Source organism: Aeromonas genomosp. paramedia (assembly GCF_023093515.1).
Classification (GTDB): Bacteria; Pseudomonadota; Gammaproteobacteria; order Enterobacterales; family Aeromonadaceae; genus Aeromonas.
On record NZ_JAAROG010000031.1, the window covers coordinates 1 to 20,822 of the forward strand.

Here is a 20,822-nt window from a genome sequence, read left to right on the forward strand (position 1 = left end):
CACAGATTGCTTGATTCAAATTGTTAAAGAGCGACGCAACAGTGTGTTGCTGCGGGAGTGGAATTCTACTCAACCGCCTTCTCGAGTCAAGCCTTATTTTCAAAGGCTTTTCGAGGTTATCGACCGGGTTGTTTGCGTTGCCGCTTGCCCTGTCGATGTGGCGTATTATAGAGACATTGATCACATTGGCAAGCACTGACTGTAATAAAATTGCAAAAAAAGGCCATTTATTAGTTATTCATATCAAAGCACAGCTTTTATACACACTTATCCACAGGCAGCCGTTAAAAAGGGCTCTGATTGATGCTCTGCACTCCCCCACCACGGCAGGATCTCGACGCCGTCCAGGCCAGAAGCCAGTGCCTGTAGAGATACCTATATAAAGGAAAGCTGCAGAAGATAGGCCATCAGGCCAGATCGGCTTCGGCGGCCCAGGCTGCGATCAGCTCGGCGGCGGCCAGGGAGCGGCAACCCGAGACATTCTGTCCGGCCCAGAGCGGCGAGAAGCCGCTGTCACCGACCTTTTCAGCAGCAGCGCGCAACGGGGCCACTGCGCCGCTGGCATGGGGGAAGTCAGGAGGCAGCGCCGAGAGAGGGCCAAGCTCCCGCATCAAACGATTCACTATCCCCCGCGCCGGACGGCCGCTGAACAGATTGGTCAGTGCGGTGTGCCGGCCATGGGCCCCCTGCAGCGCCGCACGGTGCAGGGGCGAGGTCGTCGCCTCGTGACAACAGAGGAATGCCGTTCCCATCTGGACTGCTCTAGCCCCCAGCGCCAGGGCGGCCCTGATCCCCTTGCCATCGACTATGCCCCCAGCGGCGATGACAGGCAAATCCACTGCCGCCACTATCTGTGGCAACAGCGTGAAGGTGCCCTGTTGCAGACCGAGATCCTGGCTCAGGAAATGGCCGCGATGCCCTCCCGCTTCCAGCCCCTGGGCTATGATGGCATCGGCGCCATGGTGCGCCAGCCACTGCGCTTCCGCTACCGTGGTGGCGCTGGCAAAGACGCTTGCCCCCGTGGCCTTCACCCGGGCCAGCAACCCGGGCGCCGGCAGGCCGAAGTGAAAGCTGACCACGGCGGGTCTGAACTCGCCAAGCAGAGCGGCATGCTCCGCATTGAAGGGCGCGCGGCCGGGCGCCGTCGTCACGGCTCTGGCATCCACCCCGAACTCGGCATAGTAGGGCGCCAGCGCCTCTCGCCAGCGGTGCTCTTCGGCCGGATCAGGCTCACTCTGTCGATGGCAGAAGAAGTTGATGTTGAAGGGGCCAGGGCCACTGGCCGCCAGCTGTTCCAGCGCCTGGCGCAGCTCGGCCGTGCCGAGCATGGCCGCCGGCAAGGATCCCAGGGCACCCGCCCCCGTCACCGCCATGGCCAGCTCAGCGTTCTGCACCCCGGCCATGGGCGCCTGGATGATGGGGTAGCGCATCCCCAGATCGGCAAACAGGCTCATTCGCCACCCTCTCCTTCTGCGACGGAGGCGGCCATCTGGCTGCGCGCCAGCACTATGGCACCGTCTATGGCCTCTCTGGCCTGCGGGCTGTTCTGCCAGCAGGTCGAGCCCAGCATGCTGGCCACCAGCCGGACTATGTGGCCGCTATCCGCCTCGGCCAGCTCATTCAGGCTGTGATACCCCAGCTGTTCGAGCCGCCCGATGACGGTGGGGCCCACCCCTTTCACCCCGAGCAGCAGGCTGCGCTCCCGTGCCGAAAACTGTTTCACGTCAGTCATTGCAGAGCTCCTTTCCGATGACTGCAGTTGCACATCAGGCCCCCAAGAGGCCTGATGAAGATAACGAGGGTCAGCGCACGCTGCGCAGCAGGAAGTCCGGCTGGCCGCAGGAGCGGCGCTCCCGCTTTTGCATCTCGTCCGAGCAGGGGACGGCATCCGTCCCTTCCTTGTTGATGCAGATGTAGATCTCCCGCAGGAAACGCCCGCCGTCGGCGCAGGCCACCGTGATGGTATTGGGGGCAAGCCAGTGGTTGGCAGCGGCCAGATCCGCCTTGAGCTGGAAGGCACTCTTGCGCAGCGGTTCGACCGGGGATTGGTAGGCGGCCGGGATCCGCACCTTCTGGCGCAGATCGCTGGCCAGTTGGTGGAATGCCTGCTGGCTCAGGCCTGAGCAGGTGCCGTGCTTCTCCCACTCATGGCCATAGAGGAAGCGGCTGGGGTAAAGACCGGCAAACGCCTGCTCCATGGCGGGATCCAGCCACTCGCGGGTACAGCTGCCGGGATAGCCGCGCTGGTACTGGGGCCAGAGTCCGTGCAGCACGAAGCCCAACTGGCGGCTGCACTGCTCTCTATCGGCCGGCTTGATGGCGCAGTGCTCCGGTGACCAGGAGAGCGCCAGGGCGTAGTAGTCAAACTCACCTGGCCGCCCCTTGGCCTGCGCGGCCTGGGCGCACAGCAAGAACGCCGCCAGGAGCAGCATCATCTTCTTCATGTCATCGTCTCCGTCATCGCAGTCAGGCCGCCCCCTTCCGGCGAGGAACACGCCCGTTTGTCAGGCCCCATGCTCCCATACAAGGGAGTCAAAGAACAACCATGCCAAATGCCCTTACCAAGAGTGGGTCAGACCAGTAAAGGGTTCCCCCACCCGGATCAGAGGCGTAAGCTGACTCTCCGGCGAGCCTCTGCGTCCCGCCATTTTCCCCGATTTCATCAGCAACAGGACATGCCATGATCCGCAAGAATCCCTCCGGTCACCTCCCCGTTATCGACGAGTCCGCCTACATCGACAAGACCGCCATCATCTGCGGCAAGGTGATCATCAAGGAGAATGTGTTTGTCGGCCCCTACGCCGTGATCCGTGCCGACGAGGTGGATGAGAGCGGCGACATGGAGCCCATCGTCATCGGTGCCAACTCCAACATTCAGGACGGCGTGGTGATCCACTCCAAGTCCGGCGCCGCCGTCACCATAGGCGAATACAGCTCCATCGCCCACCGCAGCATAGTGCACGGCCCCTGCGAGGTGGGTAACCGGGTCTTCATCGGCTTCAACAGCGTGCTGTTCAACTGCCATATCGGCGAAGGCTCAGTGGTGCGTCACAACTCGGTGATCGACGGCTGCGATCTGCCCCCCGGTTTCTATGTGCCCTCCACCACCCGCATCAACCAGCAGAGCGATCTGGCCCAGATCCCCCGCGTGACCGTGGATGCCACCGAGTTCTCCGAAGACGTGGCCCACACCAACATCGACCTGGTCAAGGGCTACAAGGCACTCTCCAACGAGTTCTGAGTCCTGCGGATCACGATGAGCAACAACGGGCGCCACGGCGCCCGTTGTCACGACTGTCAAGGAGGTGAAAAGAGGGTGTAAAGGTGATTGAGCCCGGCGCGCCAGTGGCGTTTGATGGGGTCATCCCATCAATGGAGTCACCATAATGTCACGTAACGCTCTCACTCTTGCCCTGCTGCTGGGCACCACGCTTGCTCATGCCGGCGAGATGTTCCCCCCCATGCCAGCTCGCCCCGGCAGCCAGATGCCGATGCCCCCCTCGGTGCTCTATCAGGCCAGCAAGCAGGGCTCTGATCCCCAGGCCTTGGCCCAGGCGCTGCTGAAGAACATTGCCGCCGCCGACCCAGATACCCGCTACGAGGTCATGGTCAGCGTGCGCGAGCTGCCACCTCAGCCCCCCAAACGCCAGGCCGCCGCCCCGCTCAAGGGGCAGTAGCATGAGGATGCGTCACGGCGCCTGGTGGACACTGATCCTGACCATCAGCCTCCCCGTCCTCGCAGGCCCCGGCGACACGGGCAGGCATCAGGGAGGGCCAAAGATGCCAGCCCCCCGTCACGGCGGTGACGCCGGGTTCATGCCCGCCCCAGTCCTGCACCTCGACAGGCTGCCAGCAGGGGTGGAGACAGTGCTGCTGGCCGGGTTCACCTACTATGTGCTCGGCGGCACCTTCTACCAACAGCAGGAGAGCCACTATGTGGTGGTGACGCCACCGACCCGGGTATTGGCGGCGACGCCGGATGCGGGGCTCATCCCCCTGAGTCTGGAGGGTCGCCGCTACTACCTCAGGGAGGGTCACGACTACCGGCGGGAGCTAGATGGCAGCTAGGTGGAAGTGGCGCCCCCCGCGCCGCGCCGATGGGCAACGAAACGGGCGCCGCGGCGCCCGTTGTTCGTCATCCTGACATGCCGGGGTTAGCCGGCCCGCACGCAGACGGCCCCGTGGGCCTCCTCTGGCAGATCGCCCATCACTTCGCCGTAACCCAGATCGAGCAGGGGAGCCTCCCCCTCGTCATTGGGTGCGTCACTGCTCCAGACCCGGCTGTAAAGCGGCCAGCCATGTTCCGTCAGCAGCTTCATCTCTTCGCCGGCCTGATGATAAGTGGCAAACAGGCTCGCCAGCTCATCGGCTCCCGGCAGGCGCCAGTCATCGTGACCGCGGGCCACCAGTTGCTGGCAGTACTCTCGCGCCCGCCCCTGGCTCATCACCACATAGTCGATGGCATAGGGGTTGTAGTCCCCGTCCTCATCCCTGGCGCTGCCCTCGTAGTCGATGCCGATCCGGTCGGCCTCGCCACGGGTCAATGGGCAGAGGAAGGAGAGCGCCCCCGCCGCCAGCTCGGGTTGATGGCAACCCAGGCCAAAATCGGGCTGGGCATCCACCACCTGCACCGCCACCGTGCGGGTGTGGCTCCCCGCGCTTGCCTGTACGCTGGCAGACCCCACGGCCAGGGCCGTGATGACGCCACTGCCATCGACCCTCAGCCGCTCGGGGTGATCGCTGCGCCATTGGACGGCCTCAAGCACCGGGGATTCGCTGCCATCACTCAGCCGCAGGCCTGGTTGCAGGGAGAGGCTCTGCCCCACCTCCAGCCGGGGCTGGGCGGGCGTCACCACCAGCTCGACCGGGATGGCGCCGACGGCCTCCTCGTCATCCACCTGGCTCAGTCCCAGCTCGGCCACGGTGGCCGGGGTGCGCCTCGGCTCGAGGGAGGCTGCGCGCAGGAACTCGCCGATGGCCTCCAGCTCGTCGTTGGAGAGCCCCAGGGCATGAAGGCGATCCGAGGCCTTGGGGAAGAAGGGATCATGCACGTCCACCCCGGTCGGGAAGCCGACTCCGCTGCTCCACTTGGTGACGCCGAAGTTGTACATGGCCACTACCCCCTGCACCGAACCACCGAGACGCTGGGCCAGGATGGGGAAGACGCCGTTGTGCATATAGGGACCGGTGAAGGCCACATCCCTCAGGCTGGGGGTCTTGAACAGCCCCATGTCAGCCTTCAGTCTGGTCTGCAGGAAGCGGCCCCTGTCCTCGAGGTTGCGGCCGTAATAGGTCAGCCCCAGGCTCTCGAACTTGTGCTGACTCAGCAGAGGGCCCGAGTGGCAGTTCATGCAGCGCCCCTCGGTGCGAAACAGGTGCATGCCCCACAGCGCCTTGTCGCTCATCGCCTGCTCATCCCCCTTGACGAAGCGCTCCAGCGGGCTCTCGCGGCTGATGATGGTGCGCTCGAAGGTGGCGATGGCCTTGGCGACCCTATCCAGGGTGATGGTCTCGTCGCCGAAGGCGGCGGCAAAGGCGGCCGGGTAGTCGCTGCTTGCCCGCAGCCGCACCAGCAGTTCGTCGTGCTCGAGGGCCATCTCCACCGGGTTGCTGATGGGATGGAGAGACTGCTCCTCCAGGGTGGCGACCCGTCCGTCCCAGAACTGGCTGCTGCCGTAACCGGCGTTGAGGATGGTCGGTGCATTGCGGGTCCCCTTCTGCCCCAGATGACCGACCGAGACACTCAGCCCGTCACCCCATCCCTTCTGGGGATCGTGGCAACTGGCGCAGCTGATGTCGCGGGCCTTTGAGAGACCCTTGTCGAAGAAGAGTTGCTGGCCCAGCACCACCTTGGCCCTGCGGTAGGGGTTGTCGGCCGGGAAGGGCATGGCGGGCAAGGGGCCCAGCTCCTGCCACTCCACCCCCTCGTCCACCATGGCCGCCGGCCACTGGCCCGGGTCGCCGGCATATTGTGCCCGCAGGGAGAGCAGATCCGGCATCTCGCTGCTGCGATCCACCGAAGGACGAACCGGATAGGGGGAGAGCGCGAACCAGAGCAGGCTGGCCTCCCCCTCATCGCGCCACGCCTTGGTCAGCGGCTGGTAGAGCCGCGCCAGCCCGGTGCCATCCTGCAACCAGATCCACTCGGGTAACGGGATGGTGAAGGTGTTGGGATAGCGCCACCCCAGCTTGTCGCTGCCAAGCAGGCGCTCGAATTCGGCCAGGGTCGGCAGGCGCCATGACTGCTGGCCGCAACTGCTCGGCGGCACCAGCGCCGCTCTCGTGACACGGGCCGAGGCGGCAAAGCCCTCCCCCGGCAGCCAGAATTGGCTGCCCTTGACCCCGGTGGCGGAACGGGCATCGTGCAGACAGTGCCAGGTCCCCCGGGTCAGCAGGCGGCCCTGCTCATCCAGTCGCAGCAGCTCGGCGGTCTCCGGCTCCTCCGGCATCACGGGACTGGCCGGATAGAGCTGCAACCGGGCGGCCTGGATCGCCTCCCCGTTGCTGCGGCGATACCAGTTGCGGGCGGCGCTGTCGTCCCGCAGGGCCAGCAACATCTGCCAACTGTCTGGATAGTTGAGCTCGGCCCCCAACCGCTGGGCCCTCAGCAGGGCCGCATACTCCTGCATGTCGGCCTGCTGTTGCAGGCGGATCTCGCCGGTCAGCCCCCACTCCCCCATCTCCAGCACGGCGTCCCCGTTGCGATCTGCCAGCAGGAAGAGCGCCGTCTCCTCCTCGTCGAGCCGCAGGGAGGGGGCGGCGCGCCGGGCCCGGGACTCACCGGCCGCGAGATCCGCCACCCGGGCCGTGCTGGCCCTCAGTATGTATCCCTCCTGCTCCCCGACCAGCTCAAGGGGCGCCGTCAGCAGCAGGCCGGCAGGCAGCGTCAGGGTCGGGTTGCCCTGACCGCTCAGGGTTGCACTCGTCTCCATGCCGGTGGCGCGCTGGCGCAGGCTCAGGGTGGCCCCGGATGCCAGCCGCTCGCCGATATCAATGGTCAGGGTCAGCTCGGCCCGGGTATGGGTCTGCTCCGGGGGCGTCACCGGCGGGGTGACAGGCGGGGTGACAGGCGGTGTGACAACGGGAGGCGTGACCGGCACGTCGGGATCCTGGCCCTCGCTGCGGTTGTCATGGCAGGCACTCAGGGCCAGCAGGCTGGCCAGCAGGAATATGGGTTTCATCGTGTTGATTGGAGTGGTCGGACAAGCCGGCGATTATCCAGTCAAATGCCAATCATTATCAATCGCTTCTTGGCGATATATTTTTAGTCTGGCCCCAGGCAGGGCAGGGTGATGGTGACCAGCAAGCCCCCTTGCGGCCGGTTGTGCGCCTCTATGCTGCCCCCCTGCAGGGTCACCGCCTTGCGGGCGATGGCGAGCCCGAGCCCGTAGCCCTTGCCCGCCCTGGCCGAGCCGATCCGCACGAAGGGATCGAAGATGCCAGCCAGCTTGCCCTCTTCCACCCCGGGCCCCTGATCGGCGATCGCCAGCTGCACCTCATGACCCAGCCGGGTCAGCTGGACGCTGACCGTCTGCCCCGGCTGCGAGAAGCGCAGGGCATTGCGCACCACGTTCTCGACGGCGCGGCGCACCAGCTCGGCCTGGCCCAGCAAGAGCCAGGTCTCTCCCTGCGCCTGGCTAAGCGCGATCTGCACCCCGGATTGCTGGGCCTCGAACCTGGCATCCTGAAGCAGGGTCTCCACCAGAGCCAGCAGATCGTAGTGACCCTGCTCCAGACCATGGCCCTGCTCGGCGCGGGAGAGGGTCAGCAGCTCCCCTATCATCCTGTCCATCCGCTCCGTCTCGAGCCGGATCCGCGCCAGGGAGTCGTTCGCCTTGTCCGGGCTCTGCTCCGCCAGACCTATGGCCATCTGGATACGCGCCAGCGGGGAGCGCAGCTCGTGGGAGACGTCGTGGAGCAGTTGCTCCCGGCCATCCACCAGCTGCTGCAACCGCTCCACCATGAGGTCAAAGTCCCGCGCCACCTCGGTCAGCTCATCCCGGCGCCAGCGCAGGGCGGGCAGCAGCCTTACCCCGAGCTCGCCCCTGGCCACCTGGCCGAAGCTGCGGCGCAGGGCGTTCATCGGCCGGGTCAGGTGCCAGGCAAACAGTATGCTGAACAGCAGGCCCCCCAGGCCACCAATCCAGAGCATGGGGGGCGGTATGTTGAGCCAGGAGAGGGGACCGGGCTCTGGCCCTCTGGCGAGCCAGTCCGGATCGGGGCTGGCGCGCAGCAGGTAGCTGTGCCCATCCGCCGCCGCGACGGTGCGCGTCAGCACGGGAGCGGCCCCGGGCGACAGCGCCTCGCCCCCAGGATAGAGGGGGGCTATCTGCAGCCGGGCCCCGGCCGGCATGGCCTTCATCAGGGCCGTCACGGCCGGCATGCCTCCCTGGGCCAGCACGGCCGCCGCCATCTCCAGATGCTGACTCGCCAACTGCTGGGCGAGGCGCTCTTCCGGGCGCTCGCGCTCTGCGCGAAAGCCAAGCCAGAGCAGCTGGCTGACCACCACTATGGTCAGCCAGAAGCCCAGCAGTATCTTCCAGAACAATCGCCCCTTGAGGATCACAGTATCTTGTACCCTATGCTGCGGACCGTCTCTATGGTGATGGCCTCCCCCACCCTCTGCTGCAACTTCTGCCGCAGGTTGCAGATGTGCACATCGACGCTGCGATCATAGGCCTCCCGGGGGCGTCCGACCCCCTGCAGGGAGAGGATGTCCTTGGTGACGACCTGCTCCGGGGTGCGCAGCAGCAACACCAGCATGTTGAATTCGGTGGCGGTCAGCTCCACCGGCTCCCCCTGCCAGAGGCAGACCCGGTTGGCCGGGCTCACCACAAGGGCGCCCAGGGTGAAGGCCTCGGGTGCAGGCGCCAGGACGCCCCCCTCATTGACCCGCCGCAAGACGGCCCGCAGCCGGGCCACCAGCTCCCTGGGGTAGCAGGGTTTGGGGACATAGTCATCGGCTCCCATCTCCAGTCCCACCACCCGATCCACATTGTCCCCCTTGGCGGTCAGCATGATGATCGGCAGGCGGCTGCGCTGACGCACCTGGCGCAACACCTCGGTGCCGCCCAGATCCGGCAGCATCACATCCAGCACCAGGGCGCTGTAACGGCCGGAGAGGGCATGACGCACCCCCTCCCCCCCGGTCAGCACCTGGGTGGTCTCAAACCCCTCGCCCCCCAGGTATTCACTCAGCATGGCGCCCAGTTCGGCGTCATCATCCACCAGCAGGATCTTCATAGACAGTCTCCGTTATCGGCGGCCATTCTCGCCGCTTCCTGCGCCCTTGGCAGCCACTTTTACGAAACCCTTACGCTTGTCGAAAAGAGCCTTAACCCGACTCTGGGATAGAGTGCCGCCCTGATCGTCACTCTGGATACAGCTTGCCATGCCCACGCTCTCCCCCCGCCTGTTCTGGCTACTGCCCCTGTGCGCCCTCGCCCTGCTGCTGGCCTGGCGCCCCCAGGCCAGCAGCCCTGCCATCGACTACATCACGGCCACCGCAAAGACCCGGGATCTGGAGCAGCTCATCATGGCGGACGGCACCCTGAAGGCGCGCAAGCAGGTGAGCGTGGGGGCTCAGGTCTCCGGCCAGATCAAGAAGCTGCACGTCATCCTGGGTCAGGAGGTCAAGCAGGGGGAGCTGCTGGTCGAGATCGACGATCTGCCCCAGCAGAACGCCCTCAAGGATGCCCAGGCCCAGCGCGACAACATCCAGGCCCAGCTGGATGCCAAGGAGGCCATCCTTCGCAACGCCCGCCTGGTCTACCAGCGCCAGCAACACATAGTCGCAAGAGGCCTTGGCAGCACCGCCGACCATGACAGCGCCAAGGCCACCCTGGACGAGACCCTGGCCGACATCCGGGCCCTCGCGGCCCAGCGGGTGCAGGCCGGGATCGCGGTGGACACCGCCAGGGTCAACCTGGGCTATACCCGGATCCTTGCCCCCCTCTCCGGCACCGTGGTGGCCCTGCCGGTGGAGGAGGGGCAGACCCTCAACGCCAGCCAGAGCACCCCCACCCTGCTCAAGATTGCCCAGCTGGATACCATGACGGTGGAAGCCAGGATCTCCGAGGCCGACGTCATCAAGGCCAGGGTCGGCATGCCGGTCTATTTCACCATTCTCGGTAACAGCCAGCGCCGCTTCGAGGGTTCCCTGCGGGCCATAGAGCCCGCCCCCGACACCATCAACGACGAGGAGACCAGCAGCAGTGACAGCAGCGCCATCTACTATCACGGCCTGTTCGATGTGCCCAACCAGGACGGGGAGCTCAGGATCAGCATGACGGCCCAGGTCTATCTGGTGGCCGCCCGGCTCAAGCAGGCGCTGGTGATCCCGGCCATCGCCCTGCAGGGGGACAGGGTCCGGGTGGTCGATGACGCGGGCAAGACAAGCCTGCGCCGGGTCAGCGTCGGCCTCAACAACAAGGTGGATGCCCAGATCCTCGATGGGTTGAGCGCCGGTGAGCGGGTGATCGTCAGCGAGATGAGCGTAAGCCAGTCCGCCGCCGGGGGCATGCCGCCCCCCATGGGGATGTGATCATGGAGACCTTGCTGCAACTGCGGGGCATCCGCCGCCACTTCGGAGAGGGTGAGCGCACCGTCACCGTGCTGGACGGCATCGATCTGGCGATCGCCCGTGGTGAGATGGTGGCCATCGTCGGCGCCTCAGGCTCCGGCAAGTCCACCCTGATGAACCTGCTGGGCTGCCTGGATCAGCCGAGCGAGGGAGCCTATCTGGTGGCCGGGCGCGACACCGCCACCCTCAGCCGGGACGAGCTTGCCGCCCTTCGGCGGGAACACTTCGGCTTCATCTTCCAGCGCTATCACCTGCTGGCGGATCTCGACGCCCGTGCCAACGTGGAGGTGCCCGCCCTCTACGCCGGGCTGGATCCGGTCGCCCGTCGCCAGCGCTCAGAGACCCTGCTGACCCGCTTCGGCCTCGCCAGCCGGCTCAGCCACAAGCCGAGCCAGCTCTCCGGCGGCCAGCAGCAGCGAGTCAGCATAGCCCGCGCCCTCGTCAACGGCGGAGAGGTGATCCTGGCGGACGAGCCGACCGGGGCCCTCGACAGCCAGAGCGGCGCCGAGGTGATGGCGAGCCTCCAGGCCCTGCATCGTCAGGGGCACACCCTGGTGATCGTCACCCACGACATGGAGATCGCCCGCCACGCCGAGCGGATCATAGAGCTAAAAGATGGCCGGGTGATCGCCGATCGGCGCACTCGCGAGCCCGAGTCCCAGGCTTCCCAGGCCGCCGCCAAGACGTCCGCCAGTGGGCGGACCCCGCTGATGGCGGGGCTTGGCAATGCCCTGCAGATGGCCCTCAAGGCCATGGTCGCCCGGCGGCTGCGCACCTTTCTCACCATGCTCGGCATCATCATCGGCATCGCCTCCGTGGTGACCGTGGTGGCCCTCGGCCAGGGCTCACGGCAGCAGGTGCTTGAAAACATCAACGCCATGGGCACCAGCACCCTGGAGGTGTTCCCGGGCCGTGGCTTCGGCGACCTGCGCTCCGCCGCCATCCAGACCCTGAGGATCGGGGACGCCGAGGCCATAGCCCGGCTGGACTATGTCGACAGCGTCACCCCCAGCCTCAGCACCAGCGCCACCCTGCGCCTTGGCAGCACCGCCGTCTCCGGCACCATCAACGGGGTCGGCGCCGGGTTCTTCCAGGTCAGGGGTTATCGCCTGGCCCAGGGCATGGGCTTCGATCGCCAGAGCGAGGAGAGCCTGGCCCAGGAGGTGGTCATCGACGAGCACACCCGGGACAAGCTGTTCGCCCCGACCCAGTCCCCTCTCGGCCAGGTGATACTGCTGGGGGATCTGCCCTGCCGGGTGATAGGGGTCGCCGTCAAGAGCCGGAGCGGTTTTGGCAGCGACGAGACCCTCAACGTCTGGATCCCCCATACCACCGCCATGAGCCGCCTGCTGGGACAGAGCCATCTGCGCAGCATCAGCGTGCGGGTGCGGGACGAGGTGAGCCTGAACGCCGCCCAGGACGGCATCAGCCGCCTGCTCGCCTTGCGCCACGGCAGCCAGGACTTCTTCCTGCTCAACACCGACAGCATTCGCCAGACCATGACCCAGACCAGCACCACCCTGACCACGCTGATCGCCCTCATCGCCCTCATCTCCCTCATCGTCGGGGGCATAGGGGTGATGAACATCATGCTGGTCTCGGTCACAGAGCGCACCCGGGAGATAGGGGTGCGGATGGCGGTCGGGGCCCGAGCCCGGGACATCCAGCAGCAGTTCCTCATTGAAGCCGTGCTCATCTGCCTGCTGGGGGGCATGCTCGGCATCGCCCTCTCCCTGCTGCTGGGCCAGCTGTTCGAGCACCTCGGCAGCGGCGTCCGGATGATCTACTCCCTCCCCGCCATGGGGATGGCCTGCCTCTGCGCCAGCCTGATCGGGGTGATCTTCGGCTTCGCCCCGGCCCGCCGGGCCGCCAGGCTGGATCCCATCCACGCACTGGAGCGCGAATAGCCCGCATTGACGTCAGGGTGATGCCACTCACCCAGATACCGGACAGGGGGCCGATACCCGGCCCCGCCACCAAGCCTGAACGCCCGCTCTTCTTCCCAGACTGCGCGGGTTCTTTGACCGGGTCCCGTACCCGGTCTTTTTTTGTCTCCCCCCAGCCAGGCCAACGACAGAGCCGCCCGAAGGCGGCTCTTTTCATCAAAGGCAAGGCGGTCATCTGTGGCCATCAGGCTCCTATGATGCCGCCATCGTCCCGGGTGATGCGCAGCACGGCGGAGCGGGGAATGCTGGTGCCGCCGTCCGGGAAGTGGGAGGGGGCCAGCTCCTCCCCCGGGTGCTGCACCCCGACGAACAGGGTGCGCCAGTCCGGGCTGAAGGTGAGGCCCGTGATCTCGCAGGCCACCGGGCCGGTCAGGAAGCGGCGCACCTCGCCGCTCGCCGGATCCGCGCACAGCATCTGGTTGTTGCCCATGCCGGCAAACTGCTTCTCGTTGGAGTAGTCGCCATCGGTCTGGATCCAGAGCCGCCCCGCCTCGTCGAAGCCGATGCCGTCCGGGCTGTTGAACATGTTGTCCGGGGTGATGTTGGCACTGCCCGCCATCAAGCCCTCTTTATGCACGCCGGGGTTGCCCGCCAGCAGGAAGAGATCCCACTCGAAGCTGTCACTGCCGTGATCGCCCCCCATGGGGCGCCAGCGGATGATCTGGCCATAGGGGTTCTCGGCCCTGGGGTTGGCGCCGTCCAGGGGCTGGTTCTCCTTGAGGCCGCGGTTCTTGTTGTTGGTCAGGGTGCAGTAGACCTCGGCCCTGTGGGGATGCACGGCCACCCACTCCGGCCTGTCCATGGTGGTGGCACCCAGCCGGGTCGCCGCCTCCCGGGCGAAGATGAGCACCTCCCCCTGATCGGCGAAGCCGTTCTCCCGGGTCAGACCGTGCTGGCCGTGCACCAGGGGCAGCCACTGGCCTGTACCCTTGAGCTCCCCCTCTTTGGCGTCGAAACGAGCCACATAGAGGGTGCCCTCGTCCAGCAGATCCCGGTTGGCGGCATCGTTGCCCGGCGCCACCTTGTTCTTCGAGACGAAGCGATAGATGTGCTCCCCCCGCTCGTCATCGCCGAGGTAGACCACGGCGCGGCCATCCTGGTTGACGGTGAAGGCTGCGTTCTCATGCTTGAAGCGGCCAAGGGCGGTGCGCTTCTTCGGGGTGGAGGCGGGATCCTGCGGATCGATTTCCACCACCCAGCCGAAGCGGTTCGGCTCCTGGGGGTGTTTGGCGAGATCGAAGCGCTCGTCGAACCTGTGCCAGCCAAAGCCCGCGTCCTCGGCGGCCAGGCCATAGCGGGCGGCGCGCTGGTCCAGCACCGGCTTGCCCCCACTGCCGAAGTAGCCGTTGAAGTTCTCCTCGCAGGTGAGGTAGGTGCCCCAGGGGGTCTGGCCGTTGGAGCAGTTGTTGAAGGTGCCAAGGGCGGTGCGCCCCTCGGGGTCGGCCTGGGTCTTGAGCAGGGCATGGCCCGCCGCCGGGCCGCTCAGGGTCATGGGGGTGGTGGCGGTGATGCGGCGGTTGAGGGCCCCCTTGGGATTGGCCAGCCACTTGCCATCTTTGCGCACCAGCTCCACCAGGGAGACCCCGTGGGCCGCCTGGGCCTTGGCGACGGCCTCGGCACTGAGCGCCTTGCCGCCATCCGCAAACAGGTATTCGTAGTTGGTGTATTCGTTGTTGACGGCGAGCAGGGCGCGATCCGGCCCCAGGGGGAAGAAGCTCATGCCGTCGTTGTTATCGCCAAACTGGCGGGCCTGGGCCCTGGCGTCATTGCTCTGGGCAAAGGCGGGGGCATCGGCGAACAGGGCATCACCCCAGGCGATCAGCACCTCGGCCTTGTAGCCGGGTGGCACCACTATGGTGTCGGCCACCGAGGCGGGCACGGCCTGGAAACCGAGCAGCGGCTGGGTGGCGGCGGCCACGGCGCGGGCCACCGGATGTGCGGCAAAAAACGCCACCATGCTGGCGGCGCCAACCCCCTTGAGGAAGCCCCGGCGGCTGAGGCCAGCCTCGATCAGGCGGTTGAACTCCGGCTCCTGCTCCCGGGGGTGGTTGGCACTGTCTCTCTCGTCAAAACGGCTCATCGGCTTTTCCTTGTTATCTCAGCGCAATCATTGCGTCATCACGGCGTCCGGCCACAGCATGGCGGCACTTTATTAAACGAAGATGACAAGTGATGAGATAGCCGTCTGGCCCGGCAAGGCGCCACCGCCCAGAACAAGGGGCGGTGGACACGAGTCCCACCGCCCCAGGAGAAGCATCACTGATAGAGAGGTTAGCCCTGGCCGCGCTTCTTCAGGCTGATATGCCCGTTTGTAACGGATTTCACCCGCTGGCAACCGCCCTCTAGCCGCATTTTTTCAGGCTGATATGCCTGTTTGTACCGGATTTCACCCGCTGGCAACCGCCCTCTAGCCGCACTTCTTCAGGCTGATATGCCCGTTTGTAACGGATAACAGCCGCTGGCGGCCTCCCTCTAGCCGCATTTTTTCAGGCTGATATGCCAGTTGGCGCCGGATTGCACCTGATGTTTTGCAGCGAAGCTCTCCATGTTCAGGGCCACCGACACCTGCAGCAGGCTGTTGAGGTAGACCAGGGGCTGGCCTTGTGGCACATCGCCAAAGCTGCTGACGTAGGGGGCCTTGCCCTCGTATTTGAGCGCATCCCCTTCGCTTATCCTGATGCAGGCGTTGTCCCCCTTGTGGATCCCCGCCCTGGTCAGCAAGGTGTCGTCGATGTTGGTCCAGACGTTGCCGTACTGCACATCCAGAATGGGGATGGTGCCTTTCAAGGTGCCATCGGCCTCGGCCACCGCCGGCTGGTAGGGGATGGTCACCACCTCGGCGGGCAGTTTGGACCCCACCTGCTCGAAGCTGATGGCGCCGGAGGCGAGCCGAGCTCCCGTGTAGGCGTAGACGTCGCGACCGTGGAAGGTGTAGGACTTCTCGGAGCCCTTGAGGCGATTACGCTTCTCGTCGATCTGGCGCACGGTGTCGATGCCGAAGTGCTCCGCCACCAGGGTCAGGGTGCCGTTGTCCGGGCTGACGATGTAGTGGCCGCTCTTGGTCTTGAGCACCACGGACTTGCGATCCGTGCCCACACCGGGATCCACCACGCTCACGAAGACGGTGCCCTTGGGCCAGTAGTTGAGGGTCTGATAGAGGCGGTAGGAGGCCTCCCAGATGTTGTAGGCCGGGATCTCGTGGGTCAGATCCTGCAGCGGCAGGGTGCGGTCCACCCCGAAGGCGACCCCCTTCATGGCGGAGACGGCGCCATCCTTGAGGCCGAAATCGGTCTGGAACACCAGGGCCTCGCTGGCGAAGGCGCCAGCCCCCACCAGAGAGAGGGCGAGCACGAGGGCGCGGGGAGCGGTACGAATATCCATATCAGGACTCCTTGTGAGGGATGCGACAGAGAAACAGAAATCTAGACGTCCAGAATGCCATTTCATGCCCCCTTTGCAACCCCTGATGCCCGAATGGGGGGAAAGCACTCGCCAGAGTGCTCCGCCGGGTGTATCCATGGGCATTCGAAGGCAGGAGAGCACCACATGACAGTAGAGAAACGCGACACCATTTTGCTGAGCCTGGGGGAGACCCAGAGCCGGGTGCAGATCACCGGGGCGGACGGCACCAGCCAGACCTTTTCGCTGGCACTGGGGCTCGATGCCCTGACCCCGGGCCCTTTTCGCCGGGACCCGCCGAGCGCCCTGGAGCTGGAGCAGGCCATCATGGTAGCGGAGGATCTGCCGACGCCCCTCGAGCTGGAGCAAGCCATCATGGTGGTGGAGGATATGCTGATGCCCCTCGCGGCCCGGATCCCGCCCCACCCCGTGCTGCACCTGCAAAGCCCCGTGCCTCTGGCCGAGCCCCTCGGCAGCCGGGTGCAGAGCCGGGAGAACATAGAGCGGCTGTTCGGCCAGCTGGTTGCCATGGTGGAGGGGGATCCCCTGGCATCGGCCCAGTTGCCGAAGGATCGCCGTTTCGCCGCCGCCCTGCTGATCCTGCGGGAGTGGATGCACCATCTGGATGCCGGCAGCGTCGTCCTGGTCGATGGGTGATGCTCTCGTCAGGCGGCGGGCTCGAAGCGATGCCGTGACAGGGCCCAGGCCAGCCCAAGGCTGGTCAGCGTGCTGCCGACGAACAGCAGATCCAGCGCCGCCAGGAGGCCTGCACCGTCGCTCACCCAGCCCAGCAGCGCGGGCACCCAGTTCGCCACATAGGCGATCACATAGAAGAGGGAGACCAGCCGCGCGTGGCTGGCAGGGGGCGCGATGCGATTGATCAGGGTGGCGCTCCCCACGAACACGGCCCCCTGGGCGTAACCCGCCACCAGCAACCCGAGTCCCGCCAGCCAGCCTGGCAGGCCGTGCACGGCGCCGGCAAACAGCAGCACGCAGAGCGCCAGGGCCAGGCAGCCGCTTTGCAGGGTATGGCGGGCATCGAGGCGACGGGCCCAGAGCTGGCAAAGCCCGGAGAAGACCAGATAGGCCGCGACGAGATAGCCGAACAGCCCCAGATCCCTCATGCCCAGCAACTGACTCACCACCTTGGGGCCGATGGCCAGCAGGCTGGCCGCCACCGCCCAGGCGGTGAAGAGCGCCAGGGCGCAGAGAAAGAACCCGGCCCCCGTGGCCCTGAGCCCCTCCCCTAGGGATCCCCCACCCTGTCCGCTCGGGGCGGCCACCGTCGTCCTGGCACCTCTTGGCCAGCTCAGCACCAGGCCCGCGATGGCGCAGCTCGCCATCCCCAGGATCAGCAGGAAGGGCAAGGTGGTCGGGTAGCAGTCCAGTTGCAGCGCCAGGCCGCTGAACACGGGGCCGAGGGCCAGCCCGGCGGTAAAGGAGAGGGTGGCGCTCAGGGCCGCCCGCTTGCCGCCATCCTGGGGGCCAAAGCGCAGCAGCGCCACGTTGGCGGCGCCGGTCAGGCTGCCCGTGCCAATCCCGGCCAGGACCCGCGCCAGCAACAGGGACCAGAAGCTGTCGGCCAGGGAGAAGAGCAGGGCTCCGCCCCCGACCGCCAGCAGGGCGGGCAGGATCAGGATGCGCAGATCCGCCACCCTTCCCGCCAGGTTGCCCACCCCGAACAGGGCGATCAGCACGCCCCCCGCATAGCCGCCATAGATGAGGCTGAGGCCGAGATCGCTCAGGGCCAGCGCCGCCTGGTAATGGGGATAGAGCGGGGTGGGCACGCTGCTGTTGAGCAGGGCCGACATCAGGGCCAGGGCCAGAAACCCGAGCAGGCGGGGGCCAACATCGACCTCGCTGCCGTGGGCAGCAGTTGGGGCGCAGGGGGATGACATCAAGACTCCAATCACAGACAGGGGAAGCGCTATCGGGAGCGTCATCATAGCGATCCCGCCCGCCCCGGGCTGCGGCAGTTCTGCATCATGGCGATTCAAATTTGCATCACCTTGGCAGTTGCGCTCCATCCCTTGAGTGGCCCCAGAGAGCGGGATCGGGCGGCCCCTTGTGCTGCCGCCCCCTCTGGCATCTAATACTCCGGCGCCAATCGGGCGTCCTGCTTGAGCGAGGAGCAAGCATGATCAACTGGGATGACGCCCGCTTCTTTCTGGCCCTGGCACGGCGGGGCAGCCTGCGCCGGGCCGGCCTCGAACTCGGGGTCGATCAGGCCACCGTCGGGCGACGGGTCGGCCTCTTCGAGCAGCAGTTGGGGGCCAAGCTGTTTATCCGCACCCCCAGGCACTATCGGCTCAGCCCCCTGGGGGAGGCGCTCTTGCCCCAGGCACAGGCCATGGCGCAGGCGGCCCTGGCCATGGATCGCGCGGCCAGCCTGGGGGAGCTGGAGGGGGAGATCTGCATCGCCACCACGGACACCCTGGCCCAGGGCTTCGTGCTGCCGGCCTTCAGCCTGCTGCGCCAGCGCCACCCCGGCATCCGCCTCAAGCTGCTGACCGCGGTCAGCGTGAGCGACATCCCCAATCAGGAGGCGGACCTCGCCATTCGCAGCGTGCGCCCCGAGCAGGGAGATCTGGTGGTCAAACGGCTCGCCACCATCAGGATGGGACTCTACGCCTCCCCCGACTACCTGGCCCGCCGGGGCACGCCCCGCTCGGGTCAGGCGCTGCAACAGCACGACCTGCTGCTCTTTCCCAGGGAGCTGGTGGCCCGCCACTGGCTGAGCCTGTGCGGTGAACCCCTCCATGAGCCCAATGTAGTGCTGCAGAGCAACGCCCAGCTGGTGCTGATGGGGGCGGCCCGCCAGGGGCTCGGCATCGCCCTGCTCTCCACCTTCCTCGCCGAGGAGGATCCGGGCCTGGTGCGTCTGCTGCCTGACCAGCACGACCCCATCGACATCTGGATGGTGCTGCACCCGGATGTGCAGAAGACGGGGCGGATGCGCGCCCTGGTGGCGGCCCTGGAGGAGGTGTTCCAGCGCCATCAGGATAACCAGCCCCCCTCAATCCTCGCCACAACCCGCCAAACGCACACTGATTGAGCGGCTATGCCCCCCATACGGGGCACTTTCTTCGCAGCGAACAATGTTAGAGTCCGCCGTTGTTTTTTCCTTAAATAACGGGACGTTACATGAAGAAGTTTGTTGTTTCATCTGGTGTCATTTTGATGGCGGGATTGTTGACAGCTTGTGCGAGCGAGTCGTCGCGCTCCCTGGAAGTGCCCAAGGTCGCCTCTTATCAGAGCCACTATCAGGGCACTCGCAGCCCCATTGCCGTCGGCAAGTTTGATAACCGCTCCAGCTACATGCGTGGCATCTTCTCCGATGGCGTGGACCGACTGGGCAGCCAGGCGAAAACCGTGCTGATCACCCATCTGCAGCAGACCGGCCGCTTCAGCGTGCTGGATCGCGACAACATGGAAGAGATCAAGGCGGAAGCCGGGATCAAGCAACAGGCCCAGCAGCTCAAGGGCGCCGACTATGTGGTCACAGGTGACGTCACCGAGTTTGGTCGCAAGGAAGTCGGCGATCATCAGCTGTTTGGCATCCTGGGCCGCGGCAAGTCCCAGATCGCCTACGCCAAGGTCAACCTCAACATAGTCAACGTCACCACCTCTGAAGTGGTCTTCTCTTCCCAGGGCGCCGGGGAGTACGAGCTCTCCAACCGCGAAATCGTCGGCTTCGGCGGCACCGCCAGCTACGACTCCACCCTGAACGGCAAGGTGCTGGATCTCGCCATCCGGGAAGCCGTCAACAACCTGGTGAGCGGCATCGAGACCGGCGCCTGGCGTCCGGCCCAATAAGGAGAGACGAGATGACCATGTCCAAGCTTTCCCTGCTGCTGGCCAGCGGCCTGCTGCTGAGTGCCTGTGCCCAGGCGCCAAAGACGCTCTACAACTGGGATCAATACCAGGGGGTGGTTTACCAGCACATGCAGGGTGACGACACCGGGGTTGAAGCCCAGATAGACGCGCTGGAGAAAAACCAGCAAGAGGCCAGCGCCAAGGGCCAGGCGGTGCCGCCCGGCTTCCACGCTCACCTGGGCATGCTCTATGCCCAGCTCGGCAAGGATGCGCAGACCCGCGAGCAGTTCGAGACCGAGAAACGTCTCTTCCCTGAATCGGCACCCTTCATGAACTTCCTGATGTCCAACCAGAAGGGGGCGACCCAATGACACTGCGCACTTTCCTTGCCCTGACACTGGGCACCCTGCTGCTGAGCGGCTGCGCAAAGGGCCCCGGCTACGACTACGGCAATTTCAAGGAGAGCAGACCGACCTCCATCCTGGTGCTGCCACCGGTGAATCACTCGCCTGATATCAAGGCGGGGGCCAGTCTGCAGTCCCAGATCACCTACCCGCTCGCCGAGTCCGGCTATTACGTACTGCCGGTGGCGGTCACCAACGAGACCTTCCGGCAGAACGGGGTGACCGAGCCGACGGACATTCATGCCCTGCCCATCAAGAAGCTCCACGAGATCTACGGTGCCGATACCGCCCTGTACCTCGACATCAAGGACTATGGCACCAGCTATCTGGTCATCTCCAGCGAGACTGTGGTCACCGCCAGCGCCCGCCTGGTGGATCTGCGCACCGGCAAGCTGCTGTGGGAAGGCAGTGCCAGCGCCAGCAGTGCCGAACAGCAGAGCAATTCGGGGGGCGGCCTCATCGGCATGCTGGTGGTGGCTGTCGTCAATCAGATTGCCAACACCATCACCGACAAGGGCCATGAAATCGCCGGGATCACCAGCTTCAGGCTGCTCAGCGCCGACATGCCCAACGGCATTCTCCATGGCCCCTACTCGCCGAAGTTCCAGACAAGATAAGGCGCAGCGCCGCCGTACGACAGAGGGCGTCATGCCCTCTGATTGCCCCCATCCCCGC

Annotated in this window: 20 protein-coding genes; 11 read left to right on the forward strand and 9 right to left on the reverse strand. The window is 65.8% G+C overall.

Annotated features, from left to right (window positions below; all coding sequences use genetic code 11):
• Window positions 1-199: hypothetical protein (locus tag HB860_RS20640; protein ID WP_247627794.1), on the forward strand; the 199-nt coding region annotated here is incomplete at its 5' end.
• A gap of 208 nt (window positions 200-407) precedes the next feature.
• Here HB860_RS20640 and HB860_RS20645 read toward each other — a convergent pair.
• The 3 genes from HB860_RS20645 to HB860_RS20655 all read right to left on the reverse strand — a co-directional run bounded on the left by HB860_RS20645 (window position 408) and on the right by HB860_RS20655 (window position 2,444).
• Complete coding sequence (locus tag HB860_RS20645; protein WP_247627795.1) at window positions 408-1,454, reverse strand: NAD(P)H-dependent flavin oxidoreductase; 1,047 nt, start codon at window positions 1,452-1,454, stop codon at window positions 408-410.
• Window positions 1,451-1,732: a helix-hairpin-helix domain-containing protein gene (locus tag HB860_RS20650; protein WP_247627796.1), complete on the reverse strand. Its 282-nt coding sequence runs from the start codon at window positions 1,730-1,732 to the stop codon at window positions 1,451-1,453. The genes HB860_RS20645 and HB860_RS20650 overlap by 4 nt, the downstream gene beginning before the upstream one ends.
• A 70-nt stretch (window positions 1,733-1,802) precedes the next feature.
• Window positions 1,803-2,444: a ribonuclease T2 family protein gene (locus HB860_RS20655; protein ID WP_247627797.1), complete on the reverse strand. Its 642-nt coding sequence runs from the start codon at window positions 2,442-2,444 to the stop codon at window positions 1,803-1,805.
• Window positions 2,445-2,680: 236 nt separating this feature from the next.
• On the opposite strand from HB860_RS20655, the gene HB860_RS20660 reads away from it, so the two are divergent.
• The 3 genes from HB860_RS20660 to HB860_RS20670 all read left to right on the forward strand — a co-directional run bounded on the left by HB860_RS20660 (window position 2,681) and on the right by HB860_RS20670 (window position 4,068).
• On the forward strand, window positions 2,681-3,241 hold the full coding sequence (locus tag HB860_RS20660) for a carbonate dehydratase (RefSeq protein WP_106884870.1): 561 nt from the start codon (window positions 2,681-2,683) through the stop codon (window positions 3,239-3,241).
• A gap of 145 nt (window positions 3,242-3,386) precedes the next feature.
• Complete coding sequence (locus HB860_RS20665) at window positions 3,387-3,677, forward strand: hypothetical protein (protein ID WP_247627798.1); 291 nt, start codon at window positions 3,387-3,389, stop codon at window positions 3,675-3,677.
• A gap of 103 nt (window positions 3,678-3,780) precedes the next feature.
• Entirely contained in the window at window positions 3,781-4,068 is a 288-nt protein-coding gene (locus HB860_RS20670; protein ID WP_247627799.1) for a DUF6515 family protein, read from the forward strand.
• Window positions 4,069-4,154: 86 nt separating this feature from the next.
• Here the strand turns inward: HB860_RS20670 and HB860_RS20675 are convergent, their stop codons facing one another.
• From HB860_RS20675 to HB860_RS20685, 3 genes are all read right to left on the reverse strand, one after another.
• A complete protein-coding gene (locus HB860_RS20675; RefSeq protein WP_247627800.1) occupies window positions 4,155-7,181 on the reverse strand; it encodes a cytochrome c peroxidase in 3,027 nt (1,008 codons plus the stop codon).
• Window positions 7,182-7,264: 83 nt separating this feature from the next.
• Entirely contained in the window at window positions 7,265-8,548 is a 1,284-nt protein-coding gene (locus HB860_RS20680; protein ID WP_247627801.1) for a sensor histidine kinase, read from the reverse strand.
• A gap of 14 nt (window positions 8,549-8,562) precedes the next feature.
• On the reverse strand, window positions 8,563-9,243 hold the full coding sequence (locus HB860_RS20685; protein WP_247627802.1) for a response regulator transcription factor: 681 nt from the start codon (window positions 9,241-9,243) through the stop codon (window positions 8,563-8,565).
• Window positions 9,244-9,391: 148 nt separating this feature from the next.
• Between HB860_RS20685 and HB860_RS20690 the strand changes: the two genes are divergently transcribed.
• Window positions 9,392-10,543: an efflux RND transporter periplasmic adaptor subunit gene (locus tag HB860_RS20690; protein ID WP_247627803.1), complete on the forward strand. Its 1,152-nt coding sequence runs from the start codon at window positions 9,392-9,394 to the stop codon at window positions 10,541-10,543.
• Window positions 10,543-12,489 (forward strand): MacB family efflux pump subunit, encoded by a 1,947-nt coding sequence (locus HB860_RS20695; RefSeq protein ID WP_432612689.1) that lies wholly within the window; start codon window positions 10,543-10,545, stop codon window positions 12,487-12,489. Before HB860_RS20690 ends, HB860_RS20695 begins: the two co-directional genes overlap by 1 nt.
• Before the next feature lie 223 nt (window positions 12,490-12,712).
• On the opposite strand, the gene HB860_RS20700 is transcribed toward HB860_RS20695, so the two are convergent.
• Both HB860_RS20700 and HB860_RS20705 read right to left on the reverse strand, forming a co-directional pair.
• The gene (locus tag HB860_RS20700; RefSeq protein ID WP_247627805.1) at window positions 12,713-14,608 is read right to left on the reverse strand and encodes a PhoX family protein; all 1,896 of its coding nucleotides are present in this window, start codon (window positions 14,606-14,608) and stop codon (window positions 12,713-12,715) included.
• Window positions 14,609-15,000: 392 nt separating this feature from the next.
• The gene (locus tag HB860_RS20705; protein ID WP_247627806.1) at window positions 15,001-15,909 is read right to left on the reverse strand and encodes an SAM hydrolase/SAM-dependent halogenase family protein; all 909 of its coding nucleotides are present in this window, start codon (window positions 15,907-15,909) and stop codon (window positions 15,001-15,003) included.
• A gap of 165 nt (window positions 15,910-16,074) precedes the next feature.
• Here HB860_RS20705 and HB860_RS20710 point away from each other — a divergent pair, with 165 nt between their 5' ends.
• Entirely contained in the window at window positions 16,075-16,584 is a 510-nt protein-coding gene (locus HB860_RS20710) for a hypothetical protein (protein ID WP_247627807.1), read from the forward strand.
• Between the two features lie 8 nt (window positions 16,585-16,592).
• On the opposite strand, the gene HB860_RS20715 is transcribed toward HB860_RS20710, so the two are convergent.
• The gene (locus HB860_RS20715) at window positions 16,593-17,828 is read right to left on the reverse strand and encodes an MFS transporter (RefSeq protein WP_432612688.1); all 1,236 of its coding nucleotides are present in this window, start codon (window positions 17,826-17,828) and stop codon (window positions 16,593-16,595) included.
• Between the two features lie 236 nt (window positions 17,829-18,064).
• On the opposite strand from HB860_RS20715, the gene HB860_RS20720 reads away from it, so the two are divergent.
• From HB860_RS20720 to HB860_RS20735, 4 genes are all read left to right on the forward strand, one after another.
• Entirely contained in the window at window positions 18,065-18,982 is a 918-nt protein-coding gene (locus HB860_RS20720) for a LysR family transcriptional regulator (protein WP_247627809.1), read from the forward strand.
• Between the two features lie 125 nt (window positions 18,983-19,107).
• Window positions 19,108-19,743: a CsgG/HfaB family protein gene (locus tag HB860_RS20725; protein ID WP_241672849.1), complete on the forward strand. Its 636-nt coding sequence runs from the start codon at window positions 19,108-19,110 to the stop codon at window positions 19,741-19,743.
• Window positions 19,744-19,754: 11 nt separating this feature from the next.
• Window positions 19,755-20,114 (forward strand): DUF4810 domain-containing protein, encoded by a 360-nt coding sequence (locus HB860_RS20730; RefSeq protein ID WP_247627810.1) that lies wholly within the window; start codon window positions 19,755-19,757, stop codon window positions 20,112-20,114.
• On the forward strand, window positions 20,111-20,764 hold the full coding sequence (locus tag HB860_RS20735; RefSeq protein ID WP_247627811.1) for a DUF799 domain-containing protein: 654 nt from the start codon (window positions 20,111-20,113) through the stop codon (window positions 20,762-20,764). Before HB860_RS20730 ends, HB860_RS20735 begins: the two co-directional genes overlap by 4 nt.
• Window positions 20,765-20,822 lie beyond the last annotated feature (58 nt).

Excerpts from the sequence above, each read along its gene's own strand:
- HB860_RS20645 (WP_247627795.1), bottom strand. The coding sequence starts at position 1,454 with ATGAGCCTGTTTGCCGATCTGGGGATGCGCTACCCCATCATCCAGGCG.
- HB860_RS20650 (WP_247627796.1), bottom strand. The coding sequence starts at position 1,732 with ATGACTGACGTGAAACAGTTTTCGGCACGGGAGCGCAGCCTGCTGCTC.
- HB860_RS20655 (WP_247627797.1), bottom strand. The coding sequence starts at position 2,444 with ATGAAGAAGATGATGCTGCTCCTGGCGGCGTTCTTGCTGTGCGCCCAG.
- HB860_RS20660 (WP_106884870.1), top strand. The coding sequence starts at position 2,681 with ATGATCCGCAAGAATCCCTCCGGTCACCTCCCCGTTATCGACGAGTCC.
- HB860_RS20665 (WP_247627798.1), top strand. The coding sequence starts at position 3,387 with ATGTCACGTAACGCTCTCACTCTTGCCCTGCTGCTGGGCACCACGCTT.
- HB860_RS20670 (WP_247627799.1), top strand. The coding sequence starts at position 3,781 with ATGCCAGCCCCCCGTCACGGCGGTGACGCCGGGTTCATGCCCGCCCCA.
- HB860_RS20675 (WP_247627800.1), bottom strand. The coding sequence starts at position 7,181 with ATGAAACCCATATTCCTGCTGGCCAGCCTGCTGGCCCTGAGTGCCTGC.
- HB860_RS20685 (WP_247627802.1), bottom strand. The coding sequence starts at position 9,243 with ATGAAGATCCTGCTGGTGGATGATGACGCCGAACTGGGCGCCATGCTG.
- HB860_RS20690 (WP_247627803.1), top strand. The coding sequence starts at position 9,392 with ATGCCCACGCTCTCCCCCCGCCTGTTCTGGCTACTGCCCCTGTGCGCC.
- HB860_RS20700 (WP_247627805.1), bottom strand. The coding sequence starts at position 14,608 with ATGAGCCGTTTTGACGAGAGAGACAGTGCCAACCACCCCCGGGAGCAG.
- HB860_RS20705 (WP_247627806.1), bottom strand. The coding sequence starts at position 15,909 with ATGGATATTCGTACCGCTCCCCGCGCCCTCGTGCTCGCCCTCTCTCTG.
- HB860_RS20710 (WP_247627807.1), top strand. The coding sequence starts at position 16,075 with ATGACAGTAGAGAAACGCGACACCATTTTGCTGAGCCTGGGGGAGACC.
- HB860_RS20720 (WP_247627809.1), top strand. The coding sequence starts at position 18,065 with ATGATCAACTGGGATGACGCCCGCTTCTTTCTGGCCCTGGCACGGCGG.
- HB860_RS20725 (WP_241672849.1), top strand. The coding sequence starts at position 19,108 with ATGGCGGGATTGTTGACAGCTTGTGCGAGCGAGTCGTCGCGCTCCCTG.
- HB860_RS20730 (WP_247627810.1), top strand. The coding sequence starts at position 19,755 with ATGACCATGTCCAAGCTTTCCCTGCTGCTGGCCAGCGGCCTGCTGCTG.
- HB860_RS20735 (WP_247627811.1), top strand. The coding sequence starts at position 20,111 with ATGACACTGCGCACTTTCCTTGCCCTGACACTGGGCACCCTGCTGCTG.